Origin of the sequence: Mesorhizobium sp. 8, assembly GCF_006351905.1 — a bacterium.
Lineage (GTDB): Bacteria > Pseudomonadota > Alphaproteobacteria > Rhizobiales > Rhizobiaceae > Mesorhizobium > Mesorhizobium composti.
Genome location: NZ_CP040914.1, coordinates 4448504 through 4465344, shown reverse-complemented (window position 1 = coordinate 4465344; position 16841 = coordinate 4448504). Strand labels below are relative to the sequence as shown.

16 protein-coding genes and 3 pseudogenes are annotated in these 16841 nt (G+C 60.1%); 13 read left to right on the top strand and 6 right to left on the bottom strand.

Features of this window, described 5'->3' with window-relative positions; all coding sequences use genetic code 11:
* The first annotated feature begins 31 nt into the window (after positions 1-31).
* The 9 genes from FGU64_RS21515 to FGU64_RS21475 all read left to right on the top strand — a co-directional run bounded on the left by FGU64_RS21515 (position 32) and on the right by FGU64_RS21475 (position 5065).
* Entirely contained in the window at positions 32-292 is a 261-nt protein-coding gene (locus FGU64_RS21515) for a hypothetical protein (protein ID WP_139954967.1), read from the top strand.
* Complete coding sequence (locus tag FGU64_RS21510) at positions 289-657, top strand: hypothetical protein (protein WP_139954966.1); 369 nt, start codon at positions 289-291, stop codon at positions 655-657. The genes FGU64_RS21515 and FGU64_RS21510 overlap by 4 nt, the downstream gene beginning before the upstream one ends.
* A gap of 101 nt (positions 658-758) precedes the next feature.
* A complete protein-coding gene (locus FGU64_RS21505; protein ID WP_139955500.1) occupies positions 759-995 on the top strand; it encodes a hypothetical protein in 237 nt (78 codons plus the stop codon).
* A gap of 2 nt (positions 996-997) precedes the next feature.
* On the top strand, positions 998-1324 hold the full coding sequence (locus tag FGU64_RS21500; RefSeq protein ID WP_139955499.1) for a hypothetical protein: 327 nt from the start codon (positions 998-1000) through the stop codon (positions 1322-1324).
* Entirely contained in the window at positions 1321-1593 is a 273-nt protein-coding gene (locus FGU64_RS21495; protein ID WP_139954965.1) for a DUF1488 domain-containing protein, read from the top strand. The genes FGU64_RS21500 and FGU64_RS21495 overlap by 4 nt, the downstream gene beginning before the upstream one ends.
* Before the next feature lie 10 nt (positions 1594-1603).
* The gene (locus FGU64_RS21490) at positions 1604-2410 is read left to right on the top strand and encodes a transglutaminase family protein (protein ID WP_139954964.1); all 807 of its coding nucleotides are present in this window, start codon (positions 1604-1606) and stop codon (positions 2408-2410) included.
* A 152-nt stretch (positions 2411-2562) separates the two neighbouring features.
* Entirely contained in the window at positions 2563-2778 is a 216-nt protein-coding gene (locus FGU64_RS21485) for a DUF2945 domain-containing protein (protein ID WP_139954963.1), read from the top strand.
* Between the two features lie 44 nt (positions 2779-2822).
* Positions 2823-4556 (top strand): molybdopterin-dependent oxidoreductase, encoded by a 1734-nt coding sequence (locus FGU64_RS21480; RefSeq protein ID WP_139954962.1) that lies wholly within the window; start codon positions 2823-2825, stop codon positions 4554-4556.
* Positions 4553-5065, top strand: a complete 513-nt coding sequence (locus tag FGU64_RS21475; RefSeq protein ID WP_246671185.1) for a CBS domain-containing protein — start codon at positions 4553-4555, stop codon at positions 5063-5065. The genes FGU64_RS21480 and FGU64_RS21475 overlap by 4 nt, the downstream gene beginning before the upstream one ends.
* A 536-nt stretch (positions 5066-5601) precedes the next feature.
* Here FGU64_RS21475 and FGU64_RS21465 read toward each other — a convergent pair.
* Positions 5602-6669, bottom strand: a pseudogene (locus FGU64_RS21465) (histidine kinase dimerization/phosphoacceptor domain -containing protein); the annotation flags it as partial.
* Positions 6670-6818: 149 nt separating this feature from the next.
* On the opposite strand from FGU64_RS21465, the pseudogene FGU64_RS21460 reads away from it, so the two are divergent.
* Positions 6819-7085 (top strand): annotated as a pseudogene (locus FGU64_RS21460) (cation:proton antiporter); the annotation flags it as partial.
* Positions 7086-7115: 30 nt separating this feature from the next.
* On the opposite strand, the gene FGU64_RS21455 reads toward FGU64_RS21460, so the two are convergent.
* From FGU64_RS21455 to FGU64_RS23655, 4 genes are all read right to left on the bottom strand, one after another.
* Positions 7116-8263 (bottom strand): IS3 family transposase gene (locus FGU64_RS21455; protein WP_139950891.1). Its coding sequence is split into 2 segments (ribosomal slippage): positions 7116-8017 and positions 8017-8263, totalling 1149 coding nucleotides; the frame shifts between segments, so codons are not numbered across the junction.
* 337 nt (positions 8264-8600) lie between these two features.
* Positions 8601-9425, bottom strand: coding sequence for a Ku protein (locus tag FGU64_RS21450; RefSeq protein ID WP_139954960.1), 825 nt, complete (start codon positions 9423-9425; stop codon positions 8601-8603).
* Between the two features lie 559 nt (positions 9426-9984).
* Positions 9985-10245 (bottom strand): hypothetical protein, encoded by a 261-nt coding sequence (locus tag FGU64_RS21445; RefSeq protein ID WP_139954959.1) that lies wholly within the window; start codon positions 10243-10245, stop codon positions 9985-9987.
* 634 nt (positions 10246-10879) lie between these two features.
* A complete protein-coding gene (locus tag FGU64_RS23655) occupies positions 10880-11248 on the bottom strand; it encodes a hypothetical protein (protein WP_246671184.1) in 369 nt (122 codons plus the stop codon).
* A 1227-nt stretch (positions 11249-12475) separates the two neighbouring features.
* On the opposite strand from FGU64_RS23655, the gene FGU64_RS21425 reads away from it, so the two are divergent.
* The 3 genes and pseudogenes from FGU64_RS21425 to FGU64_RS23645 form a co-directional block, all read left to right on the top strand.
* Entirely contained in the window at positions 12476-13372 is an 897-nt protein-coding gene (locus FGU64_RS21425; protein ID WP_139954957.1) for a hypothetical protein, read from the top strand.
* Between the two features lie 172 nt (positions 13373-13544).
* Positions 13545-14537, top strand: coding sequence for an ATP-dependent DNA ligase (locus FGU64_RS21420; RefSeq protein WP_246671183.1), 993 nt, complete (start codon positions 13545-13547; stop codon positions 14535-14537).
* A gap of 38 nt (positions 14538-14575) precedes the next feature.
* Positions 14576-15474: pseudogene (locus FGU64_RS23645) on the top strand (NADPH-dependent FMN reductase); the annotation flags it as partial.
* Positions 15475-15510: 36 nt separating this feature from the next.
* On the opposite strand, the gene FGU64_RS21410 reads toward FGU64_RS23645, so the two are convergent.
* Entirely contained in the window at positions 15511-16803 is a 1293-nt protein-coding gene (locus tag FGU64_RS21410) for a cation:proton antiporter (RefSeq protein ID WP_246671182.1), read from the bottom strand.
* Positions 16804-16841 lie beyond the last annotated feature (38 nt).

The following is a 16841-nucleotide window of genomic DNA, read 5'->3' as shown; positions in this document are numbered from 1 at the left end:
GCCTTTGCGTGCTCCTGCGGAAATCGCAACCATGGCCAGCCGTACCACACAGACCGTCGTCCATTTCTCCGCGCCGTTCCGGCTGCCGGACTTCGATACGCTGCAGCCGGCCGGAGACTATCGCGTCGACCATGACGAGGAAGCGATCGAGGGCGCCTACTGGCTTGCCTGGCGGCGTATCGGCGCTTTCATCCACTTGCCGAGCATCGGGACGCGCGGATCGACGCATCAGATGGTGCCGATCAATCCGGCGGATCTCGATGCCGCACTCGAAAAGGATAAGCAACCATGACCGCCATGAGCATTCTGCGGCGCAACGCGCGTGCCAATCGCCGCGAGGCTCCGACGCATCTTTTCGCCATTGGGCAAACGGTGCGCCTGCGCGGCAGTTTCGGCACATTCCCGAAGAGCGCGGAAATCTATCACATCACCGGCACGCTGCCGCCGCGGGGAGATTCGCCGCAATACCGCATCCGCAACGATGACGAGCGTCATGAGCGGGTGACGACACAGGACAGCCTCGAAGCCGTCCGCTTTTTGCAATCCGGCGACGGCGCAACCCTTCTCGAAAGGACGTTCGATCATGGCCAAAGGACAGAACCGCGGCAATCGCGAGATCAGGAAGCCGAGGCAGGAAAAGGCGTCGCCCAAGCCTGAAGGAGGATCCAGCAACCCGGTCAAACTCGCCGCGAACAGCAACGTTTCGGTTCGCAAAGGCAGGGATTGACGGCCTCGATGCGGTTGAGCAGGTACGAGTGGTGAAGATCGGAATCGAGTTTTACCGGACCCGCGGCGCGGATGATGCCCATGCCGTCGTCGGCCGCGAAACCGTGGAGGTCGATGATCTCGACGGCGCCATCGCAGCCGCGCGGCTGTTGGCGCGGACCCTCGACATGCCACAGCGTCCCGACTCCATGACGATCACCGACGCGAACGGCAGAATACACTACTGCGGCATCATCGGCTCGGAAGCGGTGGACGAAGGAAGGCAATGACCATGAATATGCAGCACCTCACGGAGACTGAACGGAAGCGAATTGCCGCCGCGATCAGCGTCTGGGAAAACGAAGGCGGCGCGCCCGGTCAGGATTCCATGCACCATCAATATGGCCGCCGTATCGAAGCCGACCGTTCCTGGACGATCTATCACGTCTTTACCGGCATTCCGGCGCGCTTCGGCAGCGATGCCATGACCGGCCTGAGTCGATCGGACGCCACGCGGGGCATGTTGTGTCTCAACCTTCGCAACGCCGAGCGCCGCAGGGAACGCATTGAACTCTCGCCCTTCAGGGCAATCCCGAAACCGGCGGAGCGCAGGTCATGACGCTGGCCTTTCCCAACCCAAGCCGCAGCTTCGACGAAGCGCGCAACGCCGTTCGTTTCGTGGGTCATGACGGCATGTTCCAGATCCGCTTCTTCATCGAGGCGGATGCGCTCGCGAAGCCCGACACCAAACGCGAGGCGGGCGCGCTGGAAGCGAAGTGCCTGTCGGCTTTCGACGCCTTGCGCACGTCTATCTATGATGTCGCGCGCAAGGCCTATTCGCACGGCAGGCGCGATTCCTACACGCTGACCGCTGCGGATCTCCACTAGGCGGATTTCCATGCTGATCCGCTATGGCTATGAGATCACGTTGACATGCCAGCAGCCCACGGCCCTTGTGTGCCTGTTATCGGTCCATGAGGACCGCGCGACCGACATCAGGGTGCCGGAAACGACATTCACCACCCCCGAGGTATCGATCTCGACCTACCGCGATCTCTTCGGCAACCGTTGCCGGCGTCTCGTCGCGCCGGCCGGCGACCTGACCATGTGGGGCGATGCGACGATCAGGGACGACGGTCAGTTGGACAGGGCGCTGCCTGGTGCGCGCGAACTCGCGGTTCCAGAACTGCCGGACGACAACCTCGTCTACCTGATGGGCAGCCGCTATTGCGAGACAGATCGTCTCAGCCAGACCGCGTGGGACCTTTTCGGCACGATCTCGCCCGGGTGGGGTCGCGTGCAGGCGATCTGCGACTTCGTCCACAATCACATCCGCTTCGACTACATGCAGGCCCGGCCGACGCGCACGGCCTTCGAGGTCTATCACGAACGCGTTGGCGTCTGTCGCGATTTCGCCCACCTTGCTGTCGCGTTCTGCCGCTGCCTCAACATTCCCGCCCGTTATGTCAACGGCCATCTCGGCGACATTGGCGTGCCGGTCGTCGATCCAATGGACTTCAGCGCATGGATGGAGGTCTTCCTCGACGGCGAATGGTACACATTCGATCCGCGCAACAACACACCGCGGATCGGCAGGATCGTGGTGGCACGCGGCCGTGATGCCGCCGACATCCCATTGATCAATTCGTTCGGCCCCCATGTCCTTAAAGCGTTTCGGGTGTGGACTTATGAGGTGTCGGACTGACTTCCCGACAATCAAGTCCCAGCCTCATCGTTGAGAGACCAGAGTATGGTGTAGCAGTTTAACCGTCTTGCTTTCAGTCATCAATTTAAGCGTGAAGGTTGAATACCATGCGACGATGCCTTCAGATGCAAGCCTTTCGGAGGAATCCTTCCATGCCGGATCAATTCGATGTCTGCGATCACGTGAGCTGGAATTCCGAAGCCGGGCGCGTCAGCGGCACGGTTATTCGCCTTCATACGCAAGATTTCGCAGTTAACGGCTACACGCATCATGCGAGTGCGGAAGTGCCGCAATACGAAATCAAGAGCGGCAAGACCGAACACATCGCCTTCCACAGCGGTTCGGCGCTCACCAAACTTCGCGACTGACGTCATCATTGCCAGGCGCGATCGATGATAGAAAGCGATCGCCAATGTCCACGACTTCCCCACCCCCCTCACCCGAACCGCTTCGCTATAAGCTTAGCGACGCCGGCGACCGCATCCGTCTCAATCACTGGATGCCGCCACAGCAGGGAATTTTCCCCCACATCCGCATCGGGAGCCGCTGGATCAATACGTTATGGTTTCTGCCGATCGGCGTCGCCGCGCTGCTCTGCCTGATCGCGCTGGCGCAAAGCCTGCGTGAGCTTCCCGGCGTGGCGGCCTTCATCCAGAACCATCCCGGCATCGCCCAATCGGCACCATTGGTGGACTCGGGCTTCCCGTGGTGGCTGCAACTCCAGCATTTCCTCAACATGTTCTTCATGCTGTTCATCATGCGCGCGGGGATACAGATTCTGGCCGACCATCCGCGGCTCTATTGGGGACGCGACTGCACGCCGGGGAGCGATTGGTTTCGATTCCAGGTGCCTGTCCCGAAAGGTCGCATATGGACCGCGAAGGATGATTCCGTCACGCTGCCGACATGGCTCGGCATTCCGGGCCTGCGCCACACGCTCGGCCTGTCGCGCTGGTGGCATTTCTCGGTCAACCTGTTGTGGCTGATCAACGGCGTCGCCTTCTACGTACTGCTGTTTACCACCGACCAGTGGCGCAGGCTGGTGCCCATCACCTGGGAAGTTTTCCCGGCAGCGCTCTCGACGGCGATCCAGTATGCGTCGCTGAACTTCCCGGTCGACGAGGGTTGGACGCGCTACAACGGCCTCCAGCAACTCAGCTACTTCATCACCGTCTTCGTCGCGGCGCCGGTCTCGATCTTCACCGGCCTGATGCAGAGCCCGGCGGTCTCCAATGCGTCGGGCTGGTTCGGCCGGCTGTTCAACCGGCAGGCGATGCGTTCGGTCCACTTCATCGCGTTCGCCTGGTTCGTCGGCTTCATCCTGGCGCATGGCGCCATGGTGTTCGTCACCGGCATAAGGCAGAACACCAATCACATGTTCGCCGGCGTCGACGATGCCTCGTGGGCCGGGTTTCCTTTTTTCCTGATGGCGATGGCGGTGCTGATCGCGACTTGGCTCGTCGTCTCGCCCTTCACCATCCGCCACGCGCGCCTCGTGCAGCGCGCGGGCGCGTTCATGATCGGCTGGCTGATGGGGCTGGCCGAAGGCTGGGACGCCCGCTCGCAGCTCACAAAGAAGGACATCTCTCCGTATTTCTGGCTAAACGGCACGATGCCCAACTCAAAGGAGTTTGACAATCTCGTGGCGGAGAATTTCGCCAGCTACCGGTTGCGCGTCGGCGGCCTCGTCGAGCGGCCGCAGGAATTCTCGTTGGCTGATATCGGGGCGATGTCCAAACAGAAGCAAATCACGACGCATTTCTGCATCCAGGGCTGGTCCGGCGTCGCCGAATGGGGCGGCGTTGCCATGCGCGACATCCTCGACATCGTGAAGCCGACGTCGGAGGCCCGTTACGCCGTGTTCTATTCCCTTGCCGACGGCGCCGACGGCGGGCGCTACTACGATGTCCACAAGATTGAAAACATGCGCCACGAACTGACCATCCTCGCCTACGAGATGAACGGCGCGCCGGTCAGCGTCCTGCATGGCGCGCCCTTGCGGTTGCGCTGTGAAAATGAGCTGGGCTTCAAGATGGTCAAGTGGATAGCGGCGATCGAGTTCGTTCAGGATTTCGCCGATCTCGGCGCCGGTCAGGGCGGCTATAATGAGGACCACGAATTCTACGGTTACCGCATGCCGATTTGATCGTTCGTGGCAACGACGGCGCGAGCGAGAGATTCGGCCGGCGAATAGAGCGATACAGGAGCCGGTACAATGATCGTCAGGAATTTTTGCCACGGGCGATCGAGCGCCTGGCCGTCATAGAAGCGCAAGCACCGGTCAGGGAAGCGGCCGCGCTGATGTCCAGGCCTCACACCGATCTCATCGTCGTGTGCGACCGCGGCGCCATGGTCGGTGTTTTGACGAAGACCGACATCGTCGGCCAGATCGGTCGCTGCATGGGCGCCGGCTGCACCGCCAGGGTTGACGCCATCATGACCCGTGATGTCACCTATTGCCGGGCACACGAGCTATTGCTCGATGTCTGGTCGACAATGAGGGAACGGGGCCTGCAACGTGTTCCGGTCCTCGATGAAGGACGCAGACCCCTCGGCATCATCTATGCGCGGGAGGCTTTGCAGGCTCTGCTGTCGGAAGCGGAGAACGAGGAAGAATTGCTTCGCGACTACGTATCGGGGATCGGGTATCGATAGGCCACCCCGAGCGGCCATCGCCGGTTCTGCCCGCCGCGCGACCTGTTTCCGAGCCGATGAAGGATATTTGGAAAGGAGCCGAGATGCCCAATCGGAATCCAGAGGCGTCGAGCCAGGATAACCAGCGCCGAGAGGCGCTATCACGCTGGGATAACGAAGGCGGGGCCGCAGGGTCCGTCGGCGAACTCGCGGCTGACAAGGAGCAAATCCCGGCTCCGGAAATGAGCAATGCGGATATTGTCACGCTTCGCGTGCGGGTCATCGCGCTGGAGAACCTGCTGGTTTCGCTGCTTGCCACGGCATCGAACGAGCAGCTCGAACTGGCCCGCGAAATGGCCGGGTACATCTCGCCGAGGCCGGGCTTTACGGATCATCCCCTGACCATCCATGCAGCGGCCCGCATGATCGACCTCATCGAGCGGTCGTCCCGCTTCCGGTGAGGGTAGGCTGCTGTTTCCAATCTGGCGAACCGAGCCTTTGCGCCGAAGGTGGATCGTGGCTGTATTAATTGAATCCGCAATCCGCTTGGTTCGGGCCGCATGCGGCATGCGAGACGTGAATGTTGCCCGGGTAATCGACACCTTGGTACCTGTGGCGTTGCTTGCAATGTTCATTCGCGCATCGAGCTGACGCACGAGAGCCTCGATAATTGCGGTTCCGAGCCCGCTGGTCACCTCAGCCGCGTCGGCGACGTTCTTTCCGATACCATTATCTGACACGATTAGCTTCCAGTCCTGGTCGTCGATCTCGTACGTAACAAGAATCTGAGCATCAGGGCGCCCCGAGGGAAAAGCATATTTGATCGCGTTGATGACCAGTTCGGTGACGATGAGGCCGATACTGACGGCCTTGTCGGACCGGACGGAACCCTTGTTCGCCATGACCTTCACGGTGATCCATTGGCTTTCGGCCACCATCGATGACGCCAAGCTGGCGCAAAGTTTCGACAAATAGGAATCGACCGCGATCTCGTCGGCGTTGAGGGCCGGATAGAGATGTCGTTGAATTTCCGCCACCGACATCACGCGCTGGTGGGCGTCCTGCAAGTGATGACGCGTTTCCTCCGACGTCACGGCTCGCGCCTTCAGTAACAAGATGCTCGCTATGATTTGCAAGCTGTTGGCGACGCGGTGCTGCATCTCCTGAAGGAGAACGTCTTTTTGACGAAGCCACTCCTCCGTCTGTCTTAGCAGATCGTCTTTCTTCCGTTCAGTGGCCCGACGCTCGGTTACATCGACAAAAGCCAGGAGAATCGTCGAAGCGGGTGTATCGTCGTAAATGACCTGCCGCGCATTGAGCAGCATCGTCCTGTGACCAAGCGCTGGAAAATCATGCTCGACTTCGAAATCGTCCATCGCAGCTTGTCTGGGAATGACCGATTCAAGAAGATCGCGCAGCGCGGGAATGTCCCATTGACCGCCATCGAGCGAAAAGAACAGGCAGCCCCGGGTTTGCACAGGGTCGACCTTGAACGTCTCATAGAACGAGCGGCTGGCTGCCAGCACGCGAAGCCCGTCGTCCAGCACGATAAACGGCTCTGGGATCGTATTGACGATCGCTTGCGCGAGCGTCTGCGCATCAGCGACATTATCGAAGTCGATCATTGCTGGAACTGGCCTAACCCAGGCCGAACCCATTGCAGCATGCGCACCGGGCATCGGTTCATGGGCAAGTGTATATCTCTTAAAGACGAATGTCGCGAACCGCTTTAAAACGAGGTTCACGAAAGCGATATCAGGAACAAGGCGCTTCGTTGGAAACCATTACAATCGTCCTTATTCTCATGGTCGCGGTGGTCGTAAGCGGCTTCATCTCGCGCCTGTTACCGCTGCCGGTCCCCCGACCACTGGTTCAGATCGTCCTGGGCGGGATAATCGGCCTTATCGCCAATCTGCGTGTCGAACTTGACCCGCAAATCTTCTTCCTCCTCTTCATTCCGCCGCTGCTGTTCCTGGATGGCTGGCGCATCCCGAACGAGGAATTACTCAAGGACCGGACGGCGGTCCTCGAACTGGCGCTCTGGCCTGCTGCCGGTTTTTCGGACACGAGGTTAAGCTAACATAGCTTTCTCTTCGAACTCGACCGGGCTCATATATCCCAATGTCGAGTGCCGTCGCCGGGGATTGTAGAAGCGCTCGATGTAATCGAACACATCCGCCCTGGCGTCATCCCTCGTCCTGTAAACCTTGCGTGCTGTCCGCTCGGTTTTCAGCGACGAGAAGAAGCTCTCCATCGCAGCATTGTCCCAGACGTTGCCCGACCGGCTCATCGAGCAGGTGATGCCGTGATCGGCCATCAGGCGCTGGAACTGTTCGCTCGTATATTGGCTGCCCTGGTCGCTGTGATGCAGCAGACTGTCCGGCTTGCCTCTGCGCCAGATCGCCATGATGAGAGCGTCGGTGACAAGCTGGGCCGTCATCTCCGCCTTCATCGCCCAACCGACGACACGCCGGGAGAATAGGTCGACCACGGCGGCAACGTAGAGCCATCCTTCGGCGGTCCAGATGTAGGTGAAGTCGGCGATCCACTTCTGGTTCGGGGCCGAGGCCTCGAAAGCGCGGTCGAGGATATTGTCCGACATTGCGGCTCGCTCGCCGGTGTCTTTCGGTAGCCCACGACGCCGCGGCCGGGCACGCAGCCCGTTCTGACGCATGAGCCGCTCGATGCGATGCAAGCCGCAGGAGAGACCCTCGGCCAGCACGTCATGCCAGACGCGGCGAGCGCCATAGGTTCGGTCGCTGCTCTTGAAGCTGCGATCGATCGCCGTCACCAGCACCTCGTCGTGCCGGGAGCGCGTGCTGGGGGTGCGGTTGAGCCAGGCATGGAAGCCCGAACGGGACACATCCAGAGCGTCGCATAGCCATGCCACCGGCCAGATGCTCCGGTGCTTCGCAATGAAAGCGAACCTCATATCGCTTCCCTCGCGAAGTAGGCTGCGGCCTTTTTTAAGATGTCGCGCTCCGCCTTCAGCTTGGCCACTTCCTTGCGCAGCCGATCGATCTCGAGCTGCTCCAGCTTCATCTGACCATGGCCGGGAAAGGCGTGTCGCGGATCAACGCTTGTCTCGCGAATCCATTTGCGCAGCACATTCTCATGGAGATCAAGGTCACGAGCCGCCTGGGTCACCGCGACGCCCCGTTCCTTCACCAGTCTCACTGCCTCAAGTTTGAACTCGCGGCTGAACTTCCTTCTCTGCATTCCAACTCTCCAGTTCCGTTAAACACCTTATCTCGGTGTCCACGAAACCGGCAGCAGGCCAAGCCGGCATTACCAATGGCAATGGGGATGCGGCGACCCGTGTACATTCCGAGAGGGTAGCAAATCGGTAGTCGTTGAAACGAGCCCGACGGTTAACAGTCTGCCATCGAAATGATTAGGCCCTGGTTCGAACCGCAAATTTCGGAGTTTCTCTCCCCGCCAACGAGAACGAAGGCGGAAAATGGTTTGTCTTCCAATATCGGGACCGAGATTCAGTCAGAGGTCCCGCCATCAATCTTGCCGGATTTCAAAGCTGCCCGAGAAGAAGCAAACCCGCTTATGCGGCCTTGCCCTTCTTCTTGGTCGGTCCCTTGACGCCTTCCGCCTCTAGGCTCTTGCGCAGCACCTCGGCTAGGTTGACGACGTTCTCCTTGGGTTTCTCGACCTTGCGCAGAGGCGGCTTCTTGCCCTTTTTCTTGGCGTCAATCAGCTCGACCAGGGCTTCCTCGTACTTGTCCTCGAAGTGCGTCGGATCGAACGTCGTCAGCTTCTTGTCGATCAGCATCGAGGCAACGTCGATCAAATCTTTGTCGAGCTTGCCGGAGGGGAGTCCTTCGAACGCTTCCTTTTCGGAGAGAACGTCCTTGTGAGGCCGCAGCCATGACATCAGCATGCCCTTGCCGTAGGGCTGGATGACGACCTCGTGGCCATGCTGGTACATGACGACGCAAGACCGCGCCGCCATGCCGGTCTTCTCCATCGCCTCGCGCAGGACGGCAAAGGGCTCCGTTGAAACCGCGTCGGCCGGGGCCAGATAGTAAGGCTTTTCGAGATAGCGGGTGTCGATCTCCTTGACCGGCACGAAATCATCGACATCCAGCGTGTGTTCGGAAGTCAGCTTCAGCGCCTTGATCTCTTCGGCGTCGATCGGCAGGAAATCGCCCTTGTCGACCTCCCAGCCCTTCTGCTGCTCGTCGGCCGGCACTTCGTCGTTCGTCTCCTCGTCGACGTAGACGCTGTGGACGCGATTGCCGGTCTTTCTATTGAGGACGTTGAAGCGGATCTTCTCCGCTTCGGTCACCACACCAACGATCTTCACCTTGCACGTCACCGATCCGACCCTGAGGAAGCCTTTCCAGGCAGCGCGCGGTGCTGAAGGCATGAGATTGCTCCAATAATAGCAAGCAGGAGCAACGGAGATGCAGAAAAATCGTTCCCACGAGGAACCAACTCCAAATCTGTCGTTGATAGTCGGCTCTGACTTGGAGCCATCCGGAGATTGCGTCTTTGCACGGATGGTCCGCAAAGCGAGTTTTTCATCGCGGAACACGCTGCCATGCTAACCAGTCGGGGGTCGCCCGCACGCCCCTCTGCCCCCTACGCCTATAGGAGCAAGTCCGCGTCGGGCGGGCAGCTTTCGAGGGAGATAGCCGTGCATGCACGATTCGGATCGATTTCAGGCATCGCCTACCCAAGCGAGATGGCGACCTTGAAGAAGGTTTAGGATCGTCTTTGGAAAGATCACGACATCAGGGGCCGGCCGGTGAGACGCGGACGATCTGGCGCGTGCTGCAATGTCGATATTTAGCGCGGGCGTCTACAACGAGACGGAGATTGGGAAAAGCCTGAAGGAATTCATGAAGCGTAGATCAGATGGCGGCAGGCCATCGGCGTCATCCGGAGCGTACTCATCCCTCACGGACCGTTGGTCAAGTGCCTTATTATAGCTGTGCTTCCGGCAACTTGGTACCGCCGTTCGTCTCGTCGTTTTTCGTCCCAGCTGGCGGGGAGGTCTGCAGCGGCGCATTCGTGCCGTAATTTTCCTGCCCGGTCGTCTCCGGCTTAATCTTGTCTGAACCGCCGGCGCCGAAGACAAAGATGGCGAGTAAGGCGATAAAGACAGCGGCAACGATTGCCACGCCCCACATCATGATGTTCCGGGTGCCGCGTTGCTCGTCCTTGCGTGATAGATCTTCGGGCATGCTTGGATTCTCCTAATTATAGACGAACCGTACACGGCATAGATGGTTCCGTTAGAAAGAGGCGACAATTCACGCTCCCCTTCTGCTACGGATCTGACGTTTGATGCAGGTCAGCGTATCCTCCACTAGGATGTCTCGCCGGCGAGCATAGACCGCAAACACATTCCTTGTTTCCTCGGTGGCCGTCCTATCCGCCAGCGCATCGCGGCACGCCGCTACCGTTGCTTCCCACGCCTCGTCCCGGTCGCAGGCGGGGCGATCGTCCAAATATGCCAATGCGCATTTGGCTGACCGGATTTTGCACGGAAAGCCCAGCCCGACTAGGATCGTGACGGGTGCGCTGAAAACGGATACATTCCTCCGGAGCCTATTCTGGCGCGGAAGAACGCGCGTCGAAGACATTGCACTGAACTGACCAAGGAACTGAACGCAATGGCCGGGCGCGAAGGACCAACCGATTTCTGAACAGAAGTTTTTTTCGCCCTCGAACTCGCCGCTGCACGTCGAGCCTCCGCATGGCCAATCTCGATAGCGTGTAGTTTCCATGCCGGGAGTGGAGGCTCGGCACGCTTGATGACTGGCAGCAGGATAGAGCCGCGAATGTATGCTTCCACTTTGCTATTTCCTCACCTTGCTATCGCGGCTTGCCTTCGGCGGCGCTCGCCTCGCCGTCAGGAATGTTCGGCAGCGGGTCATCCTCGACATAGGCACCCGGTTGCCTATTGGGCGCCGAAGCGTGGGCATCCTTCGAACGTTCAGCGATCGCGGGGCCAGCCCCCGCTATCTGCTCGGTAGAAGGGCTGGGCGATCCTTCAAACGGTGGACTTTGACCGTCGGAGTGCCGGGTCTTTTCGTCCACGTCATCGACGGGCTCAGAATTGCCGAACGGCGTCGGCGGCAACTTGTTGGTAGCGGCGCCCTGAGAAACATCTTCGTTCGCGTCGGGCTGCTTCTTCTCCATTGGCTCGCGGGCACCTGTCTCGTAAGCTGGCTTGTCGGGCATGGTTGAATCCTCCTGACCAAACGAACACTGGTGATGGAGGAAAGGTTCCGCCGGTTTTGATCACAGCGGGTTTCAGAAGAACGTTACCCTTCCCGCAGTCTCTTCGCCCCAACGAGTTGGATCTTCATTAGCGGCAACCGAGACCGCTAGAAAAGCTGCCGCCACGCAGATGACCAGAGCAACGGAGATCGGGAGATTGTGCATGGTCACTATCTACCGTTGGCCAGTTCTTGATCGAAGGTCGTTTGGCGCGGTGCCCACTCTCGCAAGCCGGCAAGGTTAGCATTTCGTAAACGCTGCCGATTAAGCCGCCAGCCCAAGGTCATGCTTTGAATGTAGCTTCGGGTGTAGATAACCGGCGTATATGCTATAGTTTTCCAACTATCGCGTCCGTCACCTCGCCGCCTGTGCGACGAATGCGGCTCGACGGCGACAAGTCGCATTGGGCGCGGCTGGATACTGACGAACCCTTCAAAGTTATCGCGTGGGCGCCGTCGCGATGGGAACGCGACGATATCGTCAAAGCGTATGTCGGCATCGGCCGACAAGAGAGCTATGCCTACCGACGGTCTCCACGCCGAGCGAGCCCGCCGGAAGCGGCGGCAGCATCTCATCTTCAGGATTCGAGAGATCGAGCCTTGCCTTAAGTTGTCCGGAATGCAGCACCACGAGTTGGCGGTCGTGGATGGCGCGACATCTGGACCCGGTTCCGTCGTCAGCATGGTAAACGCCGACGGCTGGTTTCCTGCGCCTTCCCGCCAAAGGCCGAGATGCCCAGGATGTTTTGCCGACCGTTGCCGCAGTCCGCCACAAAAACGATCCGCCATCGGAAAACCAGAGGTCAGGTCCCAGAGGCTCCAGCATGGCCACGAAGTCTCGGCCAGACGAGCACCCCCTCCATCAGAAATCCAGCGCGACCGTTCGAAGTTGCGAAGCTCAACACGTCACTGCGGACTTTCCTCACTCCTGACTGGGAGCTCCGCTCCTAAGAGAGACGGGTTGATGGTCCTTATGCCCCGACTGCTCAATGCAGCCGCACTCGGAACTAAGCGAGCCAAACGACGTTGCTTTGCGATAAATCTGCACAGGAACGTTATCATGAACGGCATCATCTATCTCGTCGGATTGATCGTGATCATCATGTTCATCCTTTCCTTCCTCGGGCTGCGTTGAGCCGCAAGTTGTTTTGGGCCGCAAGATTTCGGCGCCTCGCGAAAGGGTTCAACCATGACCATTATAGAAGAAGAGACGGCGATCGTGGCCCGTCGCGATGCAGACGCGGATTCCCGCAGCTACCTTGACTGGCCCGCGGTTTTCGCAGGAGCGGTCGTTGCTTCCGCCATCGCGCTCGTTCTCGTCACCTTTGGTTCTGCGATCGGATTGTCGCTGACGTCCCCATTTGACAACACCGGCATGTCTGCGGTGGGGCTGGCCATTGCGTTGGGACTATGGCTCGTCTGGGTGCAGGTTTCCAGCTTCATGGCTGGCGGGTACGTCACCGGGCGGATGCGGCGCCGGGCCTATGACGCGACCGAGCATGAATCCGACGTGCGCGACGGAATGCACGGCCTCGTCACGTGGGGTACCGGCGTTCTGGTCGGCGCCCTATTTCTCGCCCTGAGCGCCGGCGGTGCCGCCACAACGGCTGCCACAGCAGCGGGAGGCGCAGCGCAGGCGACCATCGAAAAAATGGCTGACACAGCCAAGGGTGCGATTCCCTTCTCGCAGGCGGTCGACACAGCATTCCGGTCCGATCGGCCGGAGGCAGGCAGTTCCGCCGACGCGCGCAACGAGGCAATGGCGATCGTGGCCCGGGGTGTCGCGAGTGGCGACATCGCGGAAGCTGACCGGACTTACCTGGCCCAAGTCATCGCGTCGCGAACCGGCATTTCTCCGGACGAGGCCAAAGCCCGTGTCGACGCGATGGTCGCCAATGCGAAGCAGGCAGCCGACGAAGCCAAGCAGCAGGCCAAACGCGCGAAGCATTTCGCCGTGATCGCGGCCTTCGTCGCCGCCGCTTCACTCGCCATCAGCGCGGCCGCTGCGTTCTGGGCAGCCGGCATGGGGGGCAGGCACCGCGACGAAGGAACCGAGATTCCGAGGTGGTTCGACCGCATGTCCTGAGTTTGCCTAATCCAGCGAAACCCGAAAGGATACGAAGATGCGTTCCGTTCTCCTGTGGATGCTTGGGGTTCCTATCCCGATCATCATCCTAATCGCGCTGCTGCGCTAAATACCCGCTGCAAGCGAGCCTGGAGCCGTGTCTCGCTTCCTCTTGCCCCTGTCGACGTCTCCAATGGAAGCAAGGACCGCGAGCGAAATCCCTTCCGATGGCGGGCTGTGGCAGTTCGAACCAAAATGGGATGGCTTCCGCTGCCTAGTCTTCAAGGATGGGAACGCCGTCGAGTTGCGGACCAAGTCGGGGAAATCGCTCAGCCGCTTCTTTCCCGAGACGGTCGAGGCGTTCCGCTCGGCTGAAGCGCCCGACTTTGTCGTCGACAGCGAACTGGTCATAGAGATCGGTTCGCAAAATTCCTTCGATGCCCTTCAGATGCGATTGCATCCGGCAGAGAGCCGCATCCGGAAACTGTCCATCGAGACCCCCGCTACCACAATCCTCTTCGACGTGTTGGCTTTAACCGATAACGCGCGTCTTTTTGAAAAGCCGCTTTCGGAACGGAGGTCGACGCTGGAGCATTTTGCGAAGACTGTGGGAGGTGACGGCGCGCGGCTTTCGGCGCAGACGCGAGATCGCGACGTCGCGGCGTCCTGGTTGGCTGACCGTTCCGGCAAGACCGACGGCATCGTCGCGAAGCGCCTCGACGAGCCGTATCGGCCTGGAGAAAGGGCCATGGTCAAGGTCCTAGCGCTTGCGCAGCGCCGACTGCGTCGTCGGCGGGTTCGATACCTGAGCGACAGGGCTGAAGTGGGCTCGCTGCTGCTTGGGCTCTATGACGAAAAGTGGCTTCTGCACCACGTCGGTTTTACGTCGACCATCGCCAATGCGGAGCGTTCCTCGCTGACTCGAAAGCTGGAAGCAGCCTCGCGTGGCATTCGCAGAACGAGCACGCGGGCATCGACATGGAAAAACTTTTTCGCCGCTGCCGGGAGACGAGCACGCACCTCTAGAAAAATGCCGCGTATCCGTACGGACGACCCCAAGGTGGCCGCGGTCGGAAGGCTCCATTCTTCGACCAGTTCGGCGTCGGCATTCGTCTGGCGCAAGAGCATGCCCTTGAATAGGTTTTCTATGCTCGAAGGCCAACAACGGAGAGACCCAGCGGCCTGACACCAGGACAGAAGCATATCATATCCAGCGAACCGGATTCTCGCGAGAGTCCGGTCACGCGCAAGGCCGGGCCGGAATTCGCCGATCCCGATTACGATCTTTCGGTCGACTGGCGGGCAGCGCACGACGCGGTGCTGGAAGCCCAGAAACGATACGTGGACGAAGCATTGGCGCCGACGAACCTCATCATCAACGGCTCGTCGCAGCGAGCACACCTGCTCCGGTGAGATGTCGAAGAGCTATCGGCTGGCAGAGATCACGCAGTCGACTGTCCAGAGCGAAGCTGGTTTGGGCGCCGAAATCCTCGACCTATCCCGTTCGCCTCGGAATACGACCGCACCATCAATCCGTAAGGCATGCTTCTCAACCGCGGCGGCACTTTGCCATTGGCCGTGCTCATGCTATCCGAACCATTCGGCCAGATGCATGACTGGATGAACGAGATCTATCCGCTTTGGGTCGCTGCACGGCGTGATGATCATCACCCATGGTACCAAGTCTCCTCCCGGTGAACCTGATGATGGACCGGCTGGTCTGCGCCGATGACGGCAATCCGGATCCGTCGCCGACACAAGGCAAGGATGCATTGCTCGCCAAGCAGGTAGAGCTCAACGGCTGGGGCTACCCGCGTCACCTCGCCGGGCGGCTGTTCTCGGTCGTGCATGGTGATGTCGAGGGAGCGGAGAATGTGCGCCGATCGCTGGCCGACTGGCTCCGATTCTTGAAGCTTGCCCCAGCAGGTGCGCATGCCGAACTCGACCGCTATATCGGCTATCGGAAGCCGTATGCCACTAGCCACGACGAACTGGATGCCGACGAGGCGATCCAGTAGAAGGTGCGAAACGCGGCGCGTTCTCTTGAAGAGTTGGTGAGCGAGCGTCGGGCCGGCCGATTGAAGCCAATCGGATCGACACTTGTGGATCCCTGCCCCAAGTAAGCCGCGAGTGAGGATGTCGTAAACAGCAGGCTCCGTTCAAGATCCTTCAGGCTCACGGCGCCCGCCGAAGTCAGCAGCTGATCCGGCGACGTCGTCGTCGGTCGCGCGTTCAGGCTTTGTCGTGTCCGGCGTGACATGCTGTTTTTGCACGCGTGCCCGCCGTCGATCGACCCAGTTCATGACGGGTGATGAACTGACTCCGTGTAGAACGACCGAACACATGATGACGAAGGCGGAGAGAGCCCAGATCCTTCCGGCGTCTTCGAATTCCGCTCGGCTGACCGCAAAGGCCAGATAGTAAATCGTGCCAAGTCCGCGAATGCCGAAGAACGCGATCAGTCCTTTTGCTGCCGTTGGGAGCGGCGACCAGGCAAGGCTTGCCCAGCCGGCGAGCGGCCGGACGAGCAAGAGGAACAAAAGGCCGACGAGAATGTCCCGCCAGCCCAACGGGGCGAGCAATCCCCATCTCAGGGCAGCGCCAAAGACCAGCATGATCAACACCATCAGGATACGCTCGATCTGCTCGGAGAACTCGGCCATCGCGGCATGAAAATCATGGCCGCGGTCCGTCGCCCGCAAAGTCACGGCCGCGATGAAAACGGCAAGGAAACCATAACCGTCGAGCATCTCCGTCGCGCCGTAGGAGACGAGGGTGACGCCGACGGCCACGAGCCCATCCCCGGTCTTTGCGAGTTCAAGGCTCGGTAGCTTGAACGCCAGAAGCCCGAAACACCAGCCCGCCAGAAACCCCACCACACCGCCGACAAGGATTCGCAACAGGACGTCGCTCAGCAGCCAGCTTTGCCAGATCGCCTGGAAGGACGCGGTGGAAAGGCCGATAGCCAGAAGGACGAACGGGAAAGCGGCTCCGTCGTTTAGCCCGGCTTCCGACGTCAGCACGAACCTGACCTCTCCGCCTTCTTCCTCGCCGGGCGGTTTGGCCTGGACCTCCGCTGCCAACACAGGATCTGTCGGCGCCAGCGCCGTTCCAATGAGAACGGCTGACGCCGCGGAAAAACCCGCCAGGCTCCAGCACAGCGCGGCCATGCCGAAAATCGACAGAGGCATGGCGACCGCGATCATAAGCAAGGTGGACACCCACCCCCGCCAACTGAGCGGCCTCTTAATCCTTAGCCCCGCCCCCATCAGCGCGATGAGGATGACGAACTCCGTAAGCCGTTCGATGACTTCGGGCCGGTACGCTGCGCGCACCACGGTGTCCGACCACAATAGCGGACCCACCCCATAGCCAGCCGCCATCGCCACGATTGGCAGGGAAAGCGGCAGCCTCTTCAGTATCATCGGCAGCCAAGCCGTGAGCAGGATCACGGCTCCGACTGCTATTGTCGTCAAGGCATCGTATGATG

What these genes read in the sequence shown, in the direction of transcription:
- FGU64_RS21515 (WP_139954967.1), top strand. Translation starts at nt 32, where the DNA reads ATGGCCAGCCGTACCACACAGACCGTCGTCCATTTCTCCGCGCCGTTC.
- FGU64_RS21510 (WP_139954966.1), top strand. Translation starts at nt 289, where the DNA reads ATGACCGCCATGAGCATTCTGCGGCGCAACGCGCGTGCCAATCGCCGC.
- FGU64_RS21500 (WP_139955499.1), top strand. Translation starts at nt 998, where the DNA reads ATGAATATGCAGCACCTCACGGAGACTGAACGGAAGCGAATTGCCGCC.
- FGU64_RS21495 (WP_139954965.1), top strand. Translation starts at nt 1,321, where the DNA reads ATGACGCTGGCCTTTCCCAACCCAAGCCGCAGCTTCGACGAAGCGCGC.
- FGU64_RS21490 (WP_139954964.1), top strand. Translation starts at nt 1,604, where the DNA reads ATGCTGATCCGCTATGGCTATGAGATCACGTTGACATGCCAGCAGCCC.
- FGU64_RS21485 (WP_139954963.1), top strand. Translation starts at nt 2,563, where the DNA reads ATGCCGGATCAATTCGATGTCTGCGATCACGTGAGCTGGAATTCCGAA.
- FGU64_RS21480 (WP_139954962.1), top strand. Translation starts at nt 2,823, where the DNA reads ATGTCCACGACTTCCCCACCCCCCTCACCCGAACCGCTTCGCTATAAG.
- FGU64_RS21450 (WP_139954960.1), bottom strand. Translation starts at nt 9,425, where the DNA reads ATGCCTTCAGCACCGCGCGCTGCCTGGAAAGGCTTCCTCAGGGTCGGA.
- FGU64_RS21445 (WP_139954959.1), bottom strand. Translation starts at nt 10,245, where the DNA reads ATGCCCGAAGATCTATCACGCAAGGACGAGCAACGCGGCACCCGGAAC.
- FGU64_RS23655 (WP_246671184.1), bottom strand. Translation starts at nt 11,248, where the DNA reads ATGCCCGACAAGCCAGCTTACGAGACAGGTGCCCGCGAGCCAATGGAG.
- FGU64_RS21425 (WP_139954957.1), top strand. Translation starts at nt 12,476, where the DNA reads ATGACCATTATAGAAGAAGAGACGGCGATCGTGGCCCGTCGCGATGCA.
- FGU64_RS21420 (WP_246671183.1), top strand. Translation starts at nt 13,545, where the DNA reads ATGGAAGCAAGGACCGCGAGCGAAATCCCTTCCGATGGCGGGCTGTGG.